Annotated in this window: 16 protein-coding genes and 1 tRNA gene; 9 read left to right on the top strand and 8 right to left on the bottom strand. The window is 64.0% G+C overall.

The window, feature by feature from the left end; all coding sequences use genetic code 11:
* Nucleotides 1–197: 197 nt before the first annotated feature.
* Complete coding sequence (locus AABA51_RS05205) at nt 198–5528, bottom strand: RecQ family ATP-dependent DNA helicase (RefSeq protein WP_338275078.1); 5331 nt, start codon at nt 5526–5528, stop codon at nt 198–200.
* Between the two features lie 42 nt (nt 5529–5570).
* On the opposite strand from AABA51_RS05205, the gene AABA51_RS05200 reads away from it, so the two are divergent.
* From AABA51_RS05200 to AABA51_RS05180, 5 genes are all read left to right on the top strand, one after another.
* Nucleotides 5571–5837: a hypothetical protein gene (locus AABA51_RS05200; RefSeq protein WP_338275075.1), complete on the top strand. Its 267-nt coding sequence runs from the start codon at nt 5571–5573 to the stop codon at nt 5835–5837.
* A 202-nt stretch (nt 5838–6039) separates the two neighbouring features.
* Complete coding sequence (locus AABA51_RS05195; RefSeq protein ID WP_338275073.1) at nt 6040–6633, top strand: class I SAM-dependent methyltransferase; 594 nt, start codon at nt 6040–6042, stop codon at nt 6631–6633.
* The gene (locus tag AABA51_RS05190; RefSeq protein ID WP_338275070.1) at nt 6630–9782 is read left to right on the top strand and encodes a DUF3427 domain-containing protein; all 3153 of its coding nucleotides are present in this window, start codon (nt 6630–6632) and stop codon (nt 9780–9782) included. The genes AABA51_RS05195 and AABA51_RS05190 overlap by 4 nt, the downstream gene beginning before the upstream one ends.
* Before the next feature lie 245 nt (nt 9783–10027).
* A complete protein-coding gene (locus AABA51_RS05185) occupies nt 10028–11812 on the top strand; it encodes an ATP-dependent nuclease (protein WP_338275068.1) in 1785 nt (594 codons plus the stop codon).
* Nucleotides 11799–13616: an ATP-dependent helicase gene (locus AABA51_RS05180; RefSeq protein ID WP_338275066.1), complete on the top strand. Its 1818-nt coding sequence runs from the start codon at nt 11799–11801 to the stop codon at nt 13614–13616. The genes AABA51_RS05185 and AABA51_RS05180 overlap by 14 nt, the downstream gene beginning before the upstream one ends.
* Nucleotides 13617–13760: 144 nt before the next feature.
* Here the strand turns inward: AABA51_RS05180 and AABA51_RS05175 are convergent, their stop codons facing one another.
* Nucleotides 13761–14051 (bottom strand): hypothetical protein, encoded by a 291-nt coding sequence (locus AABA51_RS05175; RefSeq protein ID WP_338275064.1) that lies wholly within the window; start codon nt 14049–14051, stop codon nt 13761–13763.
* Nucleotides 14048–14467 (bottom strand): helix-turn-helix transcriptional regulator, encoded by a 420-nt coding sequence (locus AABA51_RS05170; protein ID WP_338275061.1) that lies wholly within the window; start codon nt 14465–14467, stop codon nt 14048–14050. Before AABA51_RS05170 ends, AABA51_RS05175 begins: the two co-directional genes overlap by 4 nt.
* Before the next feature lie 144 nt (nt 14468–14611).
* Between AABA51_RS05170 and AABA51_RS05165 the strand changes: the two genes are divergently transcribed.
* Genes AABA51_RS05165 through AABA51_RS05155 form a run of 3 tightly spaced genes read left to right on the top strand, consistent with a single transcriptional unit; the run spans nt 14612 to nt 16188 of the window.
* Nucleotides 14612–14836 carry a hypothetical protein gene (locus AABA51_RS05165; RefSeq protein WP_024811261.1) on the top strand — a complete coding sequence of 75 codons (225 nt, stop codon included), beginning with the start codon at nt 14612–14614 and terminating at the stop codon, nt 14834–14836.
* A 15-nt stretch (nt 14837–14851) separates the two neighbouring features.
* Complete coding sequence (locus AABA51_RS05160; RefSeq protein ID WP_297539213.1) at nt 14852–15088, top strand: hypothetical protein; 237 nt, start codon at nt 14852–14854, stop codon at nt 15086–15088.
* Nucleotides 15088–16188, top strand: a complete 1101-nt coding sequence (locus tag AABA51_RS05155; RefSeq protein WP_338275056.1) for a tyrosine-type recombinase/integrase — start codon at nt 15088–15090, stop codon at nt 16186–16188. The genes AABA51_RS05160 and AABA51_RS05155 overlap by 1 nt, the downstream gene beginning before the upstream one ends.
* A gap of 44 nt (nt 16189–16232) precedes the next feature.
* Here the strand turns inward: AABA51_RS05155 and AABA51_RS05150 are convergent.
* Nucleotides 16233–16307: transfer RNA gene (locus AABA51_RS05150), tRNA-Phe, on the bottom strand.
* 108 nt (nt 16308–16415) lie between these two features.
* The gene (locus AABA51_RS05145; protein ID WP_338275054.1) at nt 16416–16598 is read right to left on the bottom strand and encodes a DNA gyrase inhibitor YacG; all 183 of its coding nucleotides are present in this window, start codon (nt 16596–16598) and stop codon (nt 16416–16418) included.
* A gap of 118 nt (nt 16599–16716) precedes the next feature.
* On the opposite strand from AABA51_RS05145, the gene AABA51_RS05140 reads away from it, so the two are divergent.
* The gene (locus AABA51_RS05140) at nt 16717–17976 is read left to right on the top strand and encodes a lytic murein transglycosylase (protein WP_338275052.1); all 1260 of its coding nucleotides are present in this window, start codon (nt 16717–16719) and stop codon (nt 17974–17976) included.
* Between the two features lie 469 nt (nt 17977–18445).
* Here the strand turns inward: AABA51_RS05140 and AABA51_RS05135 are convergent, their stop codons facing one another.
* The 3 genes from AABA51_RS05135 to infA all read right to left on the bottom strand — a co-directional run bounded on the left by AABA51_RS05135 (nt 18446) and on the right by infA (nt 20397).
* Nucleotides 18446–19498, bottom strand: a complete 1053-nt coding sequence (locus tag AABA51_RS05135; protein WP_338275049.1) for a ribonuclease E/G — start codon at nt 19496–19498, stop codon at nt 18446–18448.
* Complete coding sequence (locus AABA51_RS05130; RefSeq protein WP_338275046.1) at nt 19495–20094, bottom strand: Maf family protein; 600 nt, start codon at nt 20092–20094, stop codon at nt 19495–19497. Before AABA51_RS05130 ends, AABA51_RS05135 begins: the two co-directional genes overlap by 4 nt.
* An 84-nt stretch (nt 20095–20178) precedes the next feature.
* A complete protein-coding gene (gene infA, locus AABA51_RS05125; protein ID WP_037209844.1) occupies nt 20179–20397 on the bottom strand; it encodes a translation initiation factor IF-1 in 219 nt (72 codons plus the stop codon).
* Nucleotides 20398–20433 lie beyond the last annotated feature (36 nt).

Raw genomic sequence — 20433 nt, 5'->3', positions numbered from 1 at the left:
GGACGGTCTTGGTAGTCGGGAAGCAGCACTAAGGGCGTGTTTCGAAGATGCAAGGGCGCGTATCAGCGGCCTGAGCGGTCAGCACGGATCGGCGATCGACAAATGCACCTTGATGGTCGCACACCAACGGTCACGGCACGGAAGTAGCCGTACCCACAGTGGTCGCCGCCCTGACTACGATCCGCATGAAACGAAGTTCAGTCTTCAACGAGAGTGATGTCATCGCCCCCCCGCCCGGTTCTACGATTTCTTCGGCCCTTTCTGGGTTTGGATTGTGCCTTGGCGGTGTAGCCATCTGACAGCGCACGCTCCACCAACCAAGTCGCGGGATGGCCCGGAAACCCCTCGCCGAACCTCTTGATCAGATCGAGATATCGAAAGCCGATCGCGGAAAGCTTGCAGATATCCGCCCCGCTTTTCGCGTCTACAACGACCAGCCCACCGCTCTTAGGGATAAGCGTGATGTCCTTGCACTCTAGATTTGCGACAAGCGCTTCCCAGCTATTTGCAGCGGAGAGAGCATCCTGGATGATCGTTGCGACAAGGGCGAGGTCGTCCTGGAGCGCGTCGGACACCGCATCTTCTGTGCTTTTCGCCACTGCAGCGTTATTGACGAAAGGTTGGGTCTTGGGTTCCCGCGCTTTAGGCTCACCGACAGGTAGCCGATTGCGAGTTTCTTCGCGCAGCGGCCTAAAGATCAACTCGGGCAGAACGGTTTCCCAGCTATCGCGGCTCAGAGTACCGTGAAACTCTTCCTTGTTGTCGACCTTACGCCAATTGACGATAGCACCCACTTGGCCCTTGTCGAAGGCATGTCCCGGTGGAAGTTGCCATGCATTGACCATCCGACCAAGCAATCGTCCGCCGGCATCGATCAGCACCCATTTCCCGTCCCGCTGCTCAAGCGTCAGCGGATCACCCACCTTTGCATCGCGGATAGCTGCTAAACTATGTTGGCTGACGTGTTTGCGCCCGGCAAATGAGAGATCGACCAATCTCAGGCTTGGCAACACATAGATGTCGGCAGCGGGAAGCTCATGCGTCGCCTCGACGGCAACCTTGCGGCGCAGAACCGAAGGTGCGTCAGAGTCCAGCAGATGATGCGGCCCTTGGGTTAGCACCGTCAGACTTTGACGGGCGCGGGTCATGGCCACATAGAACAGGCGCCGCGGCGCATCCGGGTCTTCGTTTCGCGACGGATTGCGCCAATCGCCGTTCAAGATCACCACGTGGTCGAATTCGAGGCCCTTGGCGCGGTGCGCCGTCAACAAGAGCAGACCCCTTTGCTGGCCCCTCGTATCGCGCGCCCACTCGGCGATCCACTCGATGATGTCTGGAACGGGCATGGTGCCGGTGTTCAATTCCCGCGCCAGATCGGCGATCCCTTCCGCCAGAAGGCTGATCCATCGGTTCAGAGGCTGTTCGTTGAGGATGTCGAGAATATCCTGGATGCACAGCAACGCCGCCTTGCGTTGACGCAGCCCCGCCACCAGACGCTGCGTTTCGCGCAGGCGCCATATGTTGGGCATGTCCTCGTTCGCCATCTCGACTTTGATCCCCTGCGCCTCGGCATAGGCGCGCACGGCGTTGAGGGCATGCCATGTCCGCGAAATCACCGCGGCGCGGTTCCAGCTCCAGTCCGGATCGAGGCGCGACAGCCGGATGAGTTCGTCAACCGCGGCAGCGGCCTGCGCCATGTCGCCCGGCGGCACGTCAAGTAGCTGAACCCGCCCCTTGGCGACTGTATCGGCCTGTTCCAGAGCCCCCCCTACGGGGCGCTTCAGCCGCGCCGCATCGATCCGGATCGGGTGATCACGCTTCATCCGGGCCGAGGCTTTCGAAATCACGTGGTTGGAGGCATCGATGATGTGGGCTGTCGATCGGTAGTTTTCCACGAGGAACGCCGGCCTTGCCTTATAGTCCTCCTCGAACCTGCGGATGTACTCGACCGATGCACCGCTGAAGGCGTAGATGTTCTGATCGTCGTCCCCGACCGCGAAGAGACTGAGCTTGAGGTCGGCGTCTTCCAGCGTGCGCCCGGCCACGGCGGCGATGAGCGCATATTCCTGCGGGCCGATGTCCTGGTATTCATCGACCAGGATCCAGCGATAGCCCTGGATCAGGGCTTCCCTCTGGGCCTCCGCCTCGGATTTCGTGAGGCCTTCGGGGTTGAGCTGGCGCACCGCTTCCATCACGACCGTATCGAAATCTTCGGACGCGGCCTGCACCCCGGCGAAACTCGCACCGACCAGTTTCATGGCCAGCGCGTGACAGGTCGAAATGGTCACGCCCACGGCATCATCGCCCACCAGCGCGCGCAGCCGGGCGCGGATTTCGGCGGCGGCATGGCGGTTGTAGGCCAGCACGAGAATGCCGCGCGGATCCTCGCGCTTGATCCGCAAGAGGTATGCGATCCGGTGGACCAGAACCCGTGTCTTGCCCGACCCCGGACCGGCCAGGATCAGGACATTGGTGCGGTCCCGATCATCGGTTACGATCTCCTGTTGCGTCTTGTTACCCAGATCCTCGACGATGGATTTCCAGGATTTGCCGGTGGTCTGGCGGCGGATCTGGCTTGCCTTGCCGGGCATCCACCGCTTGAGGAACTGGTCCTTGTTGAGCAGGAAGTAATCCTCGGACAGGCGGATCGCGTCGGGCATGGAGGACAGGCCCGTTTCGGCATAGGTCGCCATCACATGGGTCTGTAGCGTCTGTTCGGCGTAATGATCTTCGAGGGGCGAGAAATCGGCCTGTGTGAAAGTCCCGCCTTTCGGGTTCAGGCAGATGGTCATCGCCGGACGGAACACGGTCAGGCCCTTGCCCAACGTCACCACGTCTTGCTCGTGCAGCCACAGGAGCGACCGCTCCAGCAGCTTAGTCATGTCGCGGATGCCGCTGCTCTGCAAAAGAGCATCCTGCTGAATCTGCGCGAGCAGATCGCCCACGGTAGTGTCGACCTGCAGATCCTTGCCGCGCGCGCCCTTGTCGAGGCGACCAATCAGGTGTTCGAGCAACAGACCGGCGGCCGCGCGGCGCAGTTCCGCAGTCTGCGCAACCGTTTTCCAGGGGCGCTCAAGAGTGACCAGCAGAGTGTTGCGGCTGGCAGTCCTGAGGCTGATGTTGCCCTTACCGCCATCCTGCCCCCGTCCATCCCGCGCGATGCCCCGCAGGAGCTTGTCCACGATGTCGGGCCGTGCAGTCGCATGACCCCGGTCGCGCAGGCGTTGACATGTCTCGGCCAGATGCAGGGGGTTGGGCACCCTGTCGTCGGCATCCGGCGCCAGTTCCTGCATGAGCTGGATCAGATCGACCTCAAGTCTAGCCGCATCGGCAAGACGGGCCGCCGAGGCCTGGGCCACGCCGACATGGACGAAGACCGTCATTGCCACGTCGTTTCGCGCAAGGCCGAGGCTCTCGAGGTCAGCCATCGCTTTGGAAAGGGCACCGGGGGCCAGACCGCAGGCTGAGGACAGATCGTCGGTCGACACGCCTTCGTCAGCGGGCGTCGACATCAGATGCGCGATGATGTCGAGCAGTTGCTTGCGATAGGTCTCGGTGATCTCGGCGGTGGCCAGACGCGCGCGCGCCTCGTCCAGCGTTCGGGTGCGGAGCGAGGACGGGAAAACCTGCACCCGGTTTTCCTCGCGCGAGACGAGCGTCGCTTCTTCCAGCCAGGAGACCGCCGTCTTGACGCGCGTGTCGTCGGTCGCGCTGTCCCGGTCGAATTCACGGTCTTTTTCGGAGCGGATGATTTCGCCCGAGGTGGCGACTATCGTGCCTGTCTTCTTGGTTCGCTCGTCGATCCGTCGCAGCGCCTTGAGGATTGCGCCGATCTCGTGGCGTTGCAGGCGGGAACTGGCGGACAGGCGGAACTGGTTCTCGATGTCATCGGCGGCAAAAAGCAGGACACAATGGGCATCCTTCCGGTCCCGCCCGGCCCGCCCGGCTTCCTGCAGGTAATTTTCCAACGAACCGGGAATGTCGGCATGAACGACAAGGCGGATGTCGGGCTTGTCTATCCCCATGCCGAACGCATTGGTCGCCGCGATCACACGCAGATCGCCCACCCGGAACTTTTCCTGCACCTCTTTCTTCTCGTCCGCCCCAAGCCCGGCATGAAAGGCGGCGGCATCCATGCCCTGGGCCTCGAGGAACTCGGCCACGCGGTGCGTTTCTTTGCGCGAGGCACAATAGACGACGGCCCCGGAGCGCCCGTCGGAGGGCAGGAATTCCTCGATTGTGGACAGGACATGCGCCAGCTTCTCTGGCTTGGTCGTGGGCCGGACCGCAAAGGTCAGGTTCGGGCGCGATGCCCCGCCATCCAGCGTCAGCAGATCGACGCCAAGGCGCGTTCGGAAATGTTCGACAATGTCGGCCACCACCTCGGGCTTGGCGGTCGCGGTCAGGCATGTGATCGGCGCGGGCGTCTGATCACCGGAGAACTCGCGAATGAAGCGCCCGAGATAGCGGTAATCGGGTCGGAAATCATGGCCCCATTTCGAGACGCAATGCGCCTCGTCAACAACCCAGAACCCGACCTCCCGCTGGGCCAGAACCGAACGGATCGAAGTGCTGCGTAGCTGCTCGGGCGAGATGATGAGAATGCCTGCATCGCCCATGCGCACCTTGTCGAGCGCATCCTGCCGTTCCGGCATCGACATCATGCCGTTGATCGTCACGGCGCAGGAAATCCCCGCCCGCTCCATCCCCTGCACCTGGTCGGCCATGAGCGCGACAAGGGGCGAGATCACAACCGTCAGGGCACCCGTCTTGTCGTAGCGCGACAGGGCAGGCACCTGATAGCACAGTGATTTTCCTGTGCCGGTCGGCAAGATGCCCAGAAGACTTTTGCCGGACATGCCTTCGTCGACGATACGCTCCTGCAACGGGCGGCCTTCGGGGTCCACGGGTTCCGGGCGGAAGGCATCAAAGCCGAACCATCGCTGCAGCGCGCGCACAGGATCATTCTGTTCTGCACACCAGCTGCAGCCGGGATCGCGGCACGAGGTGTCGCGCAGATGGCGCACGATCAGGGAAGCCTCCCGGAACTGTGCACGAACCCAGGGCGGCATGACCGAGTCCCCGCCCGCCACCGTGATCCAGGACAGCGCATAGGCCATCGCCCAGCCATTGCGCGGGTTGGACATGCGGCCCAGCGTCTGGTCGATCCGCTTTTGGCAAGCTTTGCCGGACAGCATTCGATGCAGGGCCGCATGTACCTCGTTTTCGTTTGGACAAGGCGCTGCGCGAACATAGGCAAAGACAGCATCAAAGCCCGCTGCCCGCTCCATCCGCGTCGTGAGATAGTGATAGGCGGCCAAGGCATCGGGCTGGGTTTTCTTCAGGGTGGCAAAGGCATCGAGCTGGTTAGCCAAGACCTCGAACACCAGCCTTGCGTCCAGTTCGGGGTCGTTGACATGCCCCTTGGCGAGGCGACCATCCTGATAATGCTTGACCAGATGGTGATACGGGTTGCGCGGAAAGGCGAGCGGGTTGAGCCAGAGCGTGTCGATCGGCGCGTCCATCATCCGCGAAAGGCGTGGCCTCGCAGCGATCAGGTGCTGCATGTCATGGCTGAGAAAGTTGTGGCCAATCGGGTGGTCCACGTCGCTTATGGCGGCTTCGAGATCGTCAAGCTGGCGGACGCTCGGTTCGCCGTGCGTGATCAGGACACGGCAGTCATCGTGACGAACCGCGGCCATGGCAAAGACGCGGGCAGTGCTTGGGTCGACCTCGAGATCGACAGCCAAGCATCGCGACAACAACGCGCCATGCCTTTCTTCCATGGTTTAACCAAGCTCCGGAACCGATTGGAAACAAAGGATACGTTTCCATGACCAAACACAAGCAAGTCAGCAAAAATGATCGTTAAACGGGACATTTGTGTCAAACCTAGTCCTCCAAGCGCATTGCGGACGAGAGCTGGGTGTTGGTCAGGCCGCCATCCCGAAGAAATTGGTGCTCACGACCCCTTTTCATCACCTGGTCAAACCCATGATTTATTGAGAAGATACGGCTGAAAGAGCCAGATCGGAGCCCATGTTGACCAATTACTACGACAGCAACGCGAATGGCTTCATCGCCACCACGCGCGACGTCGATATGTCGGATGCGCGGGAACGGTTTCTGGCGGCTGTGCCTGCGCGGGCGGATGGTCCAGCACGTATTCTCGATGCCGGATCAGGGTCGGGGCGCGATGCGCTGGCTTTCCGCGTCTCAGGCTACGATGTGAAGGCCTTCGATGCCGCGCCTGCCATGGTGGCTGCCACGCAAGCGCATTCGGCAGTCGAGACCCGACTGATGCGTTTCGAGGATTTCGCCTGGGAGCATTCGCTCGAAGGCATCTGGGCCTGCGCCTCGCTGCTGCATGTGGCCGATGCGGAACTGCCCGGAGTCGTCGACCGCCTTGCCGACCATCTGGTTCCTGACGGCGCGCTCTACCTGTCATTCAAGCGCGGCACCGGCGAGCGGGTGAAGGACGGACGCCGATTTACCGACATGACGGCGGAAACTCTGGCGGCGCTCCTCGACCGATCCGGCGTGTTCGGCGAACCTGATATCTGGGAAAGCCGCGATTGCCGCCCGGATCGCGCGTCGGAACTGTGGGTGAATGCTGTGGTGGTCAAGCGATGAGGGGCGAGGAAGATGACCTGCCTTGTCCTCTCTGCGATGCCGCCGCCAGCGCCATCGTGGAATGCGACGCCCAGGTCATCCTGATCCGCCACGGCGCGGGTCTTGCCCTTGCGCCCCGTCGTCATGTCGCTCGCTGGCGGGAGCTTTTCACCGCAGATCAAGCGGCCCTTGCTGCCAGGATCGGGGCGGCGCAAACCCTGCTCGAGACCGAGGGCACCACCGCGCGGGTGACGCTGGTCGAGACTGGCGGACATGTCCACCTGCGCCTTGATCCGCCATTGGCGGCACCCGGCCCCTTGCAGGGCATGCCCCATGATCGCCCGCTGATCTCGGGCGGTGAAGATGCGCTGCACGCCCATCTGCGCCCCCTCATTGATCGGGCGCGCGCCGTCGATCTGTCGGTCTCCTTCCTGATGACCTCCGGCGTCAGGCTGGTGCTGCCGCATCTGCGCGATCTGCTGGACCGTGGCGGCGAGCTGCGGCTCTTGACCGGCGATTATCTGGGCGTGACGGAACCGGCGGCGCTACGACTGATTGCCGACCTTGAGGGCGCACGCAGGCTGCATGTGTTTCGGGCTGCGCAGATCCCGTTTCACCCCAAGGCCTGGATGTTCACATTTGCGGGCGACGGCGGGGCGCTGATCGTCGGGTCGTCGAACCTGTCCCGGTCGGCGCTGACAGACGGCATCGAATGGAACCTGCGTCATGTCGATCCGGTCGATCATGCCTCGCTTCTGGCCGCCCGTGAGGCCTTCGAGGCGCTGCTCGCTCGGCCCGAGGTCACAGAGCTGACGCCCGCCTGGATCGACGCTTACGAGGCGCGTCGCATCGCACCCCTGCCCACGGCCAGCGGCGCACCACTGGAGGCCCCGGAAATCGCCCCCACCCCGCACGAAGTTCAGGATGAGGCGCTGGCGGCCCTGCGCGCGACCCGAGCGAAGGGTTATGGTGCCGGGCTGTTGGTTTTGGCCACGGGCCTTGGCAAGACATTCCTCGCGGCTTTCGACAGCGCGGATGCGGCCCGCGTCCTGTTCGTCGCGCATCGCGAGGAAATCCTGACCCAAGCCATGGCCGCCTTCCGCGCTGTCCGGCCTCGCGCCCGGCTTGGGCGCTACTCAGGTGAGGAAAAGGACGCCGAGGCTGACATCATCTTCGCCTCTGTCCAGACTCTCGCGCGAAATGCGCATCTTACCCGGTTCGATCCGCAGGCGTTTGATTACATCGTCGTCGACGAATTCCACCACGCGGCAGCCGCCACCTACCGGCGGATCATCGATCATTTCCAGCCTGGCTTTCTGCTGGGCCTGACCGCCACACCCGACCGCAGCGATGGTGGCGACTTGTTGGGGCTGTGCGAAGAAAACCTCGTCTATGAATGCGATCTCTGGTCGGGCATCGACCGGGGGCTTCTGGCACCTTTCCACTATTTCGGCGTGCCCGATCCGGTCGAGTATTCCCAGATCCCCTGGCGCAGCGGGCGGTTCGATGAGGCTGCGCTGACCGAAGCGGTCGCAACCCAGGCCCGCGCCGAAAACGCGCTCGAACAGCTCGCGAAACGCGGTGGCAAGAAGACGATCGGCTTCTGCGTCTCCCGCCGCCACGCCGATTTCATGGCCGATTTCGCGCAAGCGCGCGGTCTGCGCGCCGTGGCGGTCCATTCGGGCGACACCTCCGCCCCCCGCGCCAGCGCGCTGAAGGCGCTGGAGGACGGCGGTCTCGACATCGTCTTTGCTGTCGACATGTTCAACGAAGGTGTCGATGTGCCCTCGATCGACACGGTGCTGATGCTGCGCCCGACCGAAAGCCCGGTGATCTGGCTGCAGCAACTGGGCCGTGGATTGCGCCGCTCGGCAGAAAAAACGCATCTGGCCGTCATCGACTATATCGGCAACCACCGGATTTTCCTGACCAAGTTCCGCACGCTTCTCAAGCTGGGCGCTGGCGACGGCGCGCTGCGGCTGGCGCTGGAGCGGCTGACCGACAAGCTGATCCAGTTCCCGGTAGGCTGCGAGGTGACCTATGACCTGCAGGCGCTCGACATACTGCGGTCCCTGATCCGCCAGCCGCGCGACGGCGAGGAACTGGCCGCCTTCTACCGCGATTTCCGCGAGCGCCACGGCACACGGCCCACAGCCTCCGAGGTGCAGCACGCCCTCTTCAACCCCGGTCGCACAGGGCATGCGGGCTGGCTGGGGTTCGTGGCCGACATGGGCGACCTGTCGGAGGCGCAGCGCAGCGCCTGGACTGCGCATCGCGCGCTTCTGGACGAGATCGAGACGACGCGCATGACCCGCAGCTACAAGATGCTGGTATTGCGCGCGATGATCGAAGCTGGAGCCTTCCCAGGCCGGATCGCGCTGACCGATCTGGTGGAGCGCGTTGCCCGTCTCGCCCGGCGCAACCCGCAGATAAAGACGGACCTGAGCGTCGACCCTGACGATGCGCCCCGTCTGCGCACGCTTCTGATGCAGCAACCGCTCAAGATCCTGGGCGAGACGGACTGGTTCCAGTTGGGGCCGGGCACGTTCGAGACCACGTTTGCCGAGGGCGAGACCACGGCCCTCACCGCGCTCGCCTCGGAACTCGTGGACTGGCGGCTCCTGCGATATCTCCAGGCGCGGGATGTGACCTATGACATTCCCGAGGCTACCGGCCTGGTGGAAGCCGCCGAAGAGGCCGCCCCCTCACCGGTCGCCCCGACCAGAGGTCTGAGCCTCTGGCAGGAATACCAGCGCGACCAGATCGCGCCGCATTTCGGGGCGGTGTTCAACACCGGATCATGGAACGCTGGTATCGTGGTCCTGAAGGGCGTGCGGGCGATGATCCTTCTGGTAACGATGGACAAGGGCAGCATGTCCGTTGGCAGCCATTACGCCGACCAATTCGCGAGCCCCACGCGCTTTGTCTGGCAAACCCAGACCAGCACACGCCGCGACGACATGCGCGGTCGCATCATCTCGGGCGTAGAACCTGGCTGGACGGTTCACCTGTTCCTTCGAAAATCGAAACTGCGCGATGGGCGCGCAGCCCCGTTCCGCTACGCTGGACCGGTGCAATTCGCGGGCTGGGAGGGAGATGCGCCGATCACGGTGCAGTGGGATATTGCCGAGCCGGTGCCGCAGCAGCTGCGGGAGTTGTATGGTGTCTAGGGTTGATGGTCGGAGATCGAAATGGGCGGAAAGCTGTCCGATGCAGGTGTGGCATTCCAGTTGCGTCATGTCGGAAAGGCGGACGCTCAAAAGACCGCAGCTAGTTTCCTTGATAAATGACGAGCACATGCTCTGAGGTGAATAGTGCAAAAGAAAGCGCCTTGAAGTTGTTTGCGCAAATCAAGAAACTTAAGCGTAAGCGGTGAGCATTTGCTCGGCGACCATATCTTGGGGAATTTGTACAAATGCGGATTTCGCGAGTAAGGATAACCAACTTTGCAAATTTCTCCGACCTCGACGTCGAGACGGGCGAGAGTATCGTCATCGTCGGTGAGAACAAGGTCGGCAAGAGCAACTTCATCCGCGCCCTGCAACTGATCCTCGATCCCGGGCTGTCGGAGCGTGACCGGCATCTCGGGCTCGAACACTTCTGGGACGGCCTGGACGAGGACAAGCTCGGCGAGACAATCGAAATCTCTGTCGAACTGACGGATTTCACCGGCGACCCGCGCCTGATGGCGCACCTCAACGACTGCGTGGTGGAGCCAGGCCCGCCCATGGTCGCGCGCCTCACGTACCGCTTCCAGCCAAAGGCAAATCTCGGCCGTGATCCCGAGAGTCTGGCCGACTACGAGTACGTCATTTTCGGCGGCGACGATCCCGATATGGCGATCGGGTCATCATTGCGCCGGATGCTCCCGCTCGACGTTCAGGTGGCGCTGCGTGACGCAGAGAAAGACCTGTCAAGCTGGCGAAATTCGCCGCTAAGGCCGTTGATCGAACAGTTGGCAACTTCGCTGGACGAAGACGCTCGCGACGAAATCCAGGAACAAGTAAACGAGGCTCAAGCCGAGCTTGCCGGTCATGCCGAGGTTGTTGCTACCGCCCAGCGGATCAGCGATCGCTTGATCGCTATTGCGGGTGAGCAGCACGCCGTTCCGCTCACGCTCGGCCTAGCTCCGACGCGGGTCGATGCGCTGCTGCGCAGCCTTCGCCTGCTGATCGACAATGGTGCGCGCGGCATTGGCGATGCCAGCCTCGGCACCGCCAACTTGATCTTCCTGGCGTTGAAGAGCCTAGAGTTGGATCGTTTGGTGACTGACGGCGAGCGTGACCACACCTTCTTCGTGGTCGAAGAGCCTGAGGCGCATCTTCATCCACATGTCCAGCGGCTGGTCTATCGGTATTTCCTCGGCGGCGCTGCAGATGACCAAGAAGATGCTCCGCCCCTTACGACCATCCTCACGACGCACTCGCCGCATATCGCCAGCGTGACACCGATCCGCTCGATCGTCCTGCTTCGCCACGACGCCGGCGAGGATGCGACGACCGCCGTCTCAACAGCGAAGGCTCCATTGACGGAGCGCGATGAGGCCGACCTCCAGCGTTACGTCGATGTCAGCCGCGGCGAGATCTTCTTTGCGCGAGGCGTCATCCTCGTCGAAGGCGATGCCGAGCGGTTTCTCATCCCCGCATTCGCTGAGGCACTGGACATCCCGCTCGACATGCTGGGCATTACGGTCTGCTCGGTGAGTGGCACCAATTTCACGCCCTATATCAAGTTACTGGGTCCGCAGGGCCTGAACATTCCGCACGTCATCCTGACAGATCGCGATCCGAACGGCTCGAAGCCGCCGCTGGTACGCCGTCGCCTCATCAAGGTGCTGAGCCTCGTGGAGAACGGGGTGGACTACACGCCGCTCGACGTCGATGCCGTGATCGCCCGCGCGGAGCCGCTCGGCTATTTCGTGAATGGCAACACGCTAGAGCCGGAGCTATTCTGTGGCGGCCTCGCGGACGCAATGCGCGAGGTCATCGAGGAGGAACTGCCAATCAAACAGGCGACCCGCGACCTCCTTCAGGGCTGGGTCGACGACACCAACACGCTCGATGAGGAGAGGCTGATCAAGCTCATCGAACGGATCGGCAAGGGACGCTTCGCGCAGGCGCTGGCGCCGTACGTCGAGGAGGATACCTGCCCGGACTATATCAGGAAGGCGCTGGAGCACATTCGCGATGCCCTTGCGTAGTGTTAGAGCCGCCTATCTCGCGCAAGCAGCAGACTTGGTCAGTAACCCGGGCCAGCAAGCCGCCTATGACTCAACCGGCCATTGTGTTGTGCTTGCCGGCCCCGGCAGCGGCAAGACCAAGACGCTGGTGCTCAAGCTTGCCCGGATCATGGCTGAAGACGTACGCGCGCCACGCGGCGCGGCATGCATCACCTACAGCCAGGAGTGCGCGCGCGAGCTGACGCGCCGGCTGGAGCGGCTGGGCCTCCGAGAGGCGCCAAACCTCTTCATCGGTACGGTCCATGGTTTTTGTCTGAGGCATCTGTTGATGCCCTATGGCCGTCTTGCCAATCTGCCGGTGCCTTTCCCGCTTGCAGTCGCCACGCAACGGCAGAGCGACCAGTTGATGAAGCGGGTCGGGGACAGGCTCTTCGGCATAGGTCATCCGAACAAGCCGATGGACCTGGGGCGTCATAGGCGATCGATATTGGACAGGACATCGGAAGCCTGGTCAAATGAGGAGGAGCTTGCGGCCTGGGCAGAGGGCTATGAAGCCGAGCTGCGGCGAACAGGTCTCGTCGATTTCGACGACCTGGTAATTTTCGGCCAACGCCTGGTGTCGGAACACGACTGGGTGCTCCCGCTGCTCCAAGCGAAATTCCCGATCTTAGCGGTTGATGAATATCAGGACCTCGGCGTTGCGCTGCACCGCATAGTCAAGCGCGTTGCCTTCGACGGAGGTGTCCGCCTCTTTGCGGTCGGAGATCCGGATCAGTCGATCTACGGCTTCACGGGCGCGGACGGGGCTTTGCTGCAGGAGTTGGCGGAGCACGAGGATGTCGAGCGCATTCAGCTTCAACTCAATTATCGATCCGCCTCGCGTATTATCAGTACCGCCGAAATGGCGCTCGGCGAAGATCGCGGCTACCGATCGAACGACCCAGATCGCCAGGCGGTCATCGCCTTCGTCGAATGCGACGATGGTCTAGAAGGCCAGGCCGCGCACGCGGTTGCCGAGATCATCCCAGTGGCGCTTGCCGCAAAACCGGGACGTACGCTCGGCGACATCGCCATCCTCTATAGGGACTATCGTGCCGGCGACGTGGTGGCGGCTGCGGTCGCGGCCGAGGGTCTCGACTTTGTGCGGGTCGACACGGCCGCGCCTTATCGCAAGGTCGCGCTCACGAGCTGGATCGAGGACTGCGCCGCCTGGTGCTCGGGGGGCTGGCGTAAAGCACAGCCGCAACTGCGTGGCTTGTTGGACCGCTGGATCGGTTTCCATCGCGCACGGATTTCGGACGCGCAGGCCAGCGCGGAATTGCAAAGCCTCACCCGGCTTCTCTGGTCGCTCCGGGTTGAAGAGGGGCTGGCCCGAGACTTCGTAGCGGAGCTGCGAGCAGGAATGCTCGACGCGCTGATGGTAGACGAGCCGAGCCTTGCCGATCAGCAAGAACAGGTCGAGCGGATGTCAGCGGCAGTCGCCTTGGGTGGGCCGCTTGAGGACCTTGACCTCGCAAGTCTTGGTGGACGTGATGGTTCACCGCTTCACCTCAATTTGTTGACACTACACTCTGCAAAGGGGTGCGAGTACGATGTGGTTATCATGGTGGGGCTCGATCTTGGTAGCCTTCCATGGCGCAACGAAGCACCTGCGACCCAGCGAGAAAGTCGACGTCTGTTCTATGTGGGGCTAACGCGGGCACGCGATGAAATCCACATGCTATATTCTGGTTTCGTCGATACCCGCTTTGGCAGGCAGTATTGGGGACGCTCTCCGTTCCTAAACGAGCTTGAGGCGCGAATGCAGGAAGCCGAAGGCGACTAGATGAAAAGCGGCGCGATTTGCAAAAATGGCACCTAGTTGGCCGCAAGAAAGCCACGAGCGACTGCTTCGGGAAAGCCGCGCTGCGGCGTGGGCACGCTTTCAAACGTCAGCTCAGGGCCGATCGCGAAGCGCTTGCACTTAATTCTAGTGGTCTTCCAACCGCCCCCGAACATACCGCTCAACCGCCACCGCCAACGCAAAGGCTGGAGCGACCAGCACCAGCGCACCCGCAAACACCGCCGCCACTATCACCATCGCCTCGGCAGCAGCTCCAAGCACCATCACCACCGCCCAGCTCGCCAGATAGGCCACCCCGCACAGCCCGACCGCCCGGATCACCGGATGCGTCAAGCGCGCGAGGTCGCGCTGCATCCGTTCCACCGTCGCCAGCTGGTGCCGTTGCCAAGCAACGCTCTTCTCGATTTCCATCATCATTCTCTCAACAATTCGATCCAGGTGTGGACGTCGTCCATCGGGATTTCCTTCCCCTCCAGGAACGATCGGTACCAGCGCGCCACGATCGCCCCGCGTTTCTCGCTTTTCAGGCGGATACCCGTCGCGCTGAGGTGGCGGTCCAGCGCCGTCTCGAACCCCTCTAGCGCCGCCAGGTCATGGCCCGGGCGCACCGCTTCGACTCCCATCAGGATCCAGTTCAGGTCCACGCCGAACTGGCGGTGCATGTCGACCAGCGCCTCGACCGGCATCGAGCGTTTGCCGGTCTCGTAGCTCTGATAAGCCCGCTGCGACATGCCGAGTGCCTCGGCCATCCGGGCCTGCGACAGGCCAAGCTCGTTGCGCGCGATCGCCATGCGCGCGCCGAGGCCGCCGAGGTAGGTATCCGGACGATTCACTATTCTTGACATCAATCAGCTTGCTATGACGCATGAACGCATATAAGCGCACGTTTGTGCGTTAACGCCTGCGTTTCACCATCGAACCACGGCCAAGCACCGCATTCAATGCGTTTTCGTCCATTTGCAGGAAAGGAGAGGGGTTTGTCACAGGAAAAGCTGCTGTCGCCCAAGGAACTTGGCGCTCTTGTGGGGCTCAGCACGGCGCAGATTCGTGCCTTGATGAACGACGGGCGGCTCGAATTCGTCGAGATCACGCCCAAGACCCGCCTGCTGACCATGACGGGCTGGGAGCGGTTCCAGAAGCGCGCCACGAAGCTGCGCGGGGACGAGAGGGAGAGGGATGGTTCGGTGTCGAGTGTGAATTGATCAGGGGGAGAGCCGATGGGCACGACCAATCTCAACATCAGCGTGATCGACAAGCGCATGCTGAAACAATCCGAGGCCGCCAGTTACACCGGCCTCGCCGTCAAGCATTTCAAGGCGAGCTGCCCGGTGCGGCCCGTAGAACTGGCGCGCGGCACCCTGCTGTGGGACCGGCGCGACATCGACCGCTGGATCGACACGATGAAGGCCGACCATGTCGAGATGACGCGCGACGACATTCTGGACCGGCTCTGATGACCCATGTGCGCGTCAAGGGGTTCAAGATATTCAAGGATCGCCACGGCCGGATGCGCTGCTACCACCGCGCGACGGGCCACAAGATCGACCTGACAGAGGCACCGCTGGGATCGGCCGAGTTTCTGGCACAATGCGAGACGATCCGCGCCATCGCCGTGGCGCAGAAGGAGAAAGGCCCGCGCGCGGGCACTTTGGGCGGGCTGATCAAGGGGTATTTCGAGACCGGGCATTTCGCCAATCTGGCCGAAGCCACGCGCCGCGATTACCGCAAATGCGCGGATTTCCTCGCCCCCATCCGCGACACGCCGGTCCACGTGATCGATACGCCGCTGATCGCGGGCATCCACGACAAGGCCGCGAAAAAGATCGGCTGGCGGCGGGCGAACATGGTCCGCACCCTGCTGAGCGAGGTGTTCCGCCATGCCATCCCGCAGGGCCTGATCGCCGCAAACTACGCCAAGGACGTGATCCCCAAGCGCCGGCCCCGCGACCGCGCCTATGCCAACCGGCCATGGAGTATCGAGGAACGCGACATCGTCCTGTCCCGCGCCAAGCCGCATGTGCGGGTGGCGCTGGCGCTGATGATGAATACCGGGCTTGATCCTTCGGACGCGCTGAAGCTGCGCAAGGATCAGATCGACGGTGACACGATCTGGGGCGTGCGCGGCAAGACGGGGGAGGAGGTTGCGATTCCCGTCAGCCCGACCTTGCAGGCCGCCCTCGACAGCATACCCGTGCATGAGGCCGCCACGGTGCTGGCCAGCTCGCAGGGCGGGCCTTGGACCTACAACGGCTTTTCCACCGTCTGGCACCGTTTCAAGACCGGGCTGGAGGAGGAAGGGCTGATCGCTCCGGGCCTCACGCTCAAGGGCCTGCGACACACCGTGGCGACGACGCTGCGCGAGGCGGGACTCGATGAGCGGCGCATCGCGGACCTCTTGGGGCAGAAAACGCCGTCAATGGCGCGGCATTATTCGCGGTCCGCGAACCTCGCCGACAAGAACCGCGAGACGATGGCGACGCTGGAAAAAGAGAACGCGAGACGCGCGAAGATTGTCAAACCTTCCGCCGAAAAGCGTCAAACCCGATCCGAGTAAGGACCAGACATGACCAAAAAACCCAAACAGTTCAGCTTGTTAAGTGGTGCCCGGGGGCGGAATCGAACCACCGACACGAGGATTTTCAATCCACTGCTCTACCCCTGAGCTACCCGGGCACGGGTTCGAGGGGCGCGATGCCCTTCTGGGTGAGCGGCGTTCTAGGGCCATCGCGCGGGGCTGTCCATAGGGGAAAGCGCGATTTTTTCCTGCGACGCGCGCGGGGCTCAATGCGGCTTTGGCGGCGCCTGGGTAACGGCTTCGGCGGCGGCTTGCAGGTCTTCGGGATCATCGGAGGGGATCGCGTAGGATCCGGTCAGCCAGCGCGCCAGATCGACATCGGCGCAGCGGCGCGAGCAGAAGGGGCGGTAGGCGGGGACCGTGTCGCGATTGCAGATCGGGCAACTCATGTCGAACTCTCGGCTTTCGGCGCGTCTTCTGGCACTATGGGCTCTGGCTGGCCCCCGTGCAAGGCGGGGGCGGCAGGACATCCCGGTCGTCGGGACAAGAGCAGATATGGTGGGCAGGATGGCTTGGACACGCAGGATGATGTTGGCGGGAGGGGCGGCGGCGGGGCTTGCGGGCTGCGTGCCGACGCTGGGCGGGACAGGCGGCGTGGGGGCAAACGGGCCGAGCCGCGATCCGGCATTCAGGCCGCAACCCAATGCCGATTACGACGCCTGGGTCGCGGCCTTCCGCACCCGGGCGCGGGCGCAGGGGATCAGCGAGACGACGCTGGAGCGGGGGTTTCGCGGGCAGGGATTCCTGCCCGGAGTGGTCGAAAGGGACCGGAACCAGACGGAATTCCGGCGCACGACGGAGGATTACCTGGCGCTTGTCGCCTCGGAGGAGGATGTGGCGACGGGGCGGGCAAGGGTGGCCCCGCAGAGGCGCGTTCTGTCACAAATCGAACAATCAAGCGGCGTCGATGCCGATGTTCTGGGCGCGATCTGGGGGCTCGAGACCCGGTTCGGCACGCGGCTGGGGGATATCCCGGTGATCTCGGCCACCTCGACGCTGGCATGGGAGGGGCGGCGCGGCCGCTTTTTCGAGGCGCAGCTGATCGCGGCGCTGCGCATCTTGCAGGCAGGCGACACGACGACGGACCGAATGCTCGGGTCCTGGGCAGGCGCGATGGGGCATACGCAATTGATGCCGACTGTTTTCGAGGATTATGCCGTTGATTTCACGGGAGATGGGCGGCGCGACATCTGGGGGACGGACCCTGCGGATGCGCTGGCCTCGACCGCCGAATACCTGCGCCGGGCAGGGTGGCGGCGGGACCAACCCTGGGGGATGGAAGTGCATCTGCCGCAGGGGTTCGACACGGCGCGCACGGGGCGGGAGACGCGGCGCGCGGTCGCCGAATGGGCGGCGGCCGGTGTCCGGCCCGCGCGCGGCGGCCCCCTGCCCGATGCCGGTCCGGCGGCGATCATCGCACCCGGGGGCGCCGAGGCGCCGGCCTGGATCGTCTATCACAATTTCAACATGATCCTGCGCTACAACCCGTCCACGAATTACGGGCTGGGCGTGGGTTACATGGCGGACAGGCTGGCGGGCGGAGGGAGGCTTTCGCGCAGCTTCGGGCCGGATGAAACCGGGTTGACGCAGGCCGAACGCATTGAATTGCAAGGGCTTTTGAACCGGGCCGGGTACGATGTGGGAACGCCGGACGGGGTTGTCGGGCGCAGGACGGAGGCCGCGATCCGCGCCTATCAGGCAGAGCGCGGTTTGCCGGTGGACGGGCGGCCGTCACCCGTTTTGCTGGAAAGGTTGCGGCAGGGGTGACGGGGTGGATTTGGGCCTGTCGGGGGGCATTGCCGCCGTCGTGATGGCGTCGTGATGGCGTAGGGAACCCGTCGTGCATCGGGTGTTACCGATTTGCGCAGGTTGGCGGGGTGCGGCGTGGTTAATGGTGCGCGGGTGTGAGGGCAGCGGAGTGCCGAGGGCGGGGTGCGGGTTCGGGGTTGGGCGCGTCCGAGGGTGTGCGCCACGGCCGGGCGGAGAGGATGGAAGGGGTGATGTGCCGTGACGCGCACCGCACCCACGTTGGGTGAGGGGGGCAGTTGGTGCGCCGTGACGCGCGCACCCTACCCAAGGTGGATGAGGGGGGGCAGTTGGTGCGCCGCGACGTGCGCGCGCCACCAAAGGTGGATGAGGCTGGCAGTTGGTGCGCCGTGACGCGCGCACCCTACCCAAGGTGGGAGAGGGGGGAAGTTGGTGCGCCGTGACGCGCGCGCCCCAGCCGAAGGGGGGATCAGCCGAGGTCGGGCCAGAGGGTGGCGAGCGGGGGGCGGTCGCGTTTCTTTTGCAATTCGAAACAGCCCAGCGGCGTCCAGCCGGCGAGCACCACCTCGGCCCCGTCCTCGCGGAAGGCGCGGCGCAAGGCATCCTCGATCACGCGGCGGTCTTTCTTGGGCATGGGCGCGAGGTCGAGCGTCACCTGCCCGCCCAGACCCTTGATGCGCAGAATGCGCGGCAGGATACGGGCCAGCGCCAGATTGGCCTTGAGCCCCGCGGCAAGCGAGGTGTCGGCCCCGGTGTTCACATCGACCGCGACGAGCGCGCGGGTGGGTTCGACATAGGCCGTGCCCCCGCCCGGCAGATCGACACGGGGCGACAGCGCCGCCTCCACCGCGTCGATCACGCCATGGGTCTCGAAACAGCCGGGCCTGTCGACGACCTCGTCCGGGTCGGGATCGGCCCAGTCGCGCCATGCGAGAAGATGCGCATCGGGCGCATCGACGAGGCATTCGGGCGGGCCGTCGGTATCGGCCACCACGGCGGCGGCCAGATCGCGCATGGCGGTGATGTCATCCTCGAGCGCCTCGGGATCGACCGCCTCGGCCGCGCTGCGCAGGATCAGGCCGTGGCCCTCGGGCGCGCCCTCCATCGCGGCATGGGCGATTTCGAGGAGCCGGTCGCGTTCGGCCTCGTCCCGGATGCGGCGGGAGATGTTGAGCCCCGGCGCGTCGGGGGTGACGATGGCATAGCGGCTTTTGAACAGGAGGCGCGTCGTCACCGGCGCGGCCTTGCCCGGCTCGGCGGGGCCTGTCACCTGCACCAGGAGCCTGTCGCCGGGGGACATGCCGCCCGCCTGTTTCAGGAAGCCCTTGGCCGCGCCCATGCTGACGGTGACGCCGCCCTGCCCTTTCATCGGGCGATCGGCGACAGCGCGGAAGATCGCGCCGGGCATCGGGCCCGCATCCTCGGGCGGATCGACGAAGATATCGGCCAGATGGCCATCGACCATGAGCGCGGCGGCGGCCCGGCCCTGCAGCTGGTCGAGGAGAATGACGCGGCCCTTCATCCCTGCCCCCAGATCTCGAGGCCCATGGCCTGCAGAAGTTGCGCGGTTTCCGATAGCGGCAGGCCCACGATGGCACTGTGGCTGCCGGAAATCCACGGGATGAAGGCCCCGGCAGGCCCCTGGATCGAATAGCCGCCCGCCTTGCCGCGCCAATCGCCGGTGGCGATGTAGCCGTCGCGTTCGGCAGGGGAGAGCTGTTTCATCTTGACCCGCGATTCGACGAGGCGTTCGCGGACAAGGGGGCCGCGCCGGACCGCGAGCGCGGTGAAGACGCGGTGACGGCGGCCTGACAGCAGGTCCAGAAAGGCGCGCGCCTCGCCCTCGTCGGCGGGTTTGCCCAGGATCCGGCGACCGAGCGCCACGGTCGTATCGGCCGAGAGCACGACATCATCGGGACCGGCGGGGATGGCGGCCAGTTTCTCGCGCGCGATGCGGGCGCAATAGGGGCCGGGCAATTCGCCGCGCGCAGGCGTTTCGTCGATGTCGGGGGGCAGGATGGCATCAGGCACGACGCCAAGCACCGCCAGCAATTCCTTGCGGCGGGGGCTGCCCGATCCGAGGATCAGGCGGGGCCTTGAGGGCAGCGGATGTGTCATGTCAGCGCCCTGTCGGATCTTGGGTGGGGCGCGCGTCGCCTGCGGCGCCACGCTCACCCGCACTGCACGACCGCAAGGGTCGCGTTATTTGAAACGGTAGTTGATGCGGCCCTTTGTCAGATCATAGGGCGTCATTTCGACCTGAACCCGGTCGCCGGCCAGAACGCGGATGCGGTTCTTGCGCATCTTTCCTGCCGTATGCGCGATGATCTCATGGCCGTTTTCAAGCTCGACCCGGAATGTCGCATTGGGCAGGAGTTCCTTAACGACACCAGGAAATTCGAGCATTTCTTCCTTGGCCATGGTCACTCCTTGATTGGCGCGCCACCGTGGGGCGGC

This window comes from Roseicyclus marinus (assembly GCF_036322625.1).
Classification (GTDB): Bacteria; Pseudomonadota; Alphaproteobacteria; order Rhodobacterales; family Rhodobacteraceae; genus Roseicyclus; species Roseicyclus marinus_A.
Note: the sequence above shows the minus strand (reverse complement) of the source record. Positions and strands in the feature narration are given on the sequence as shown.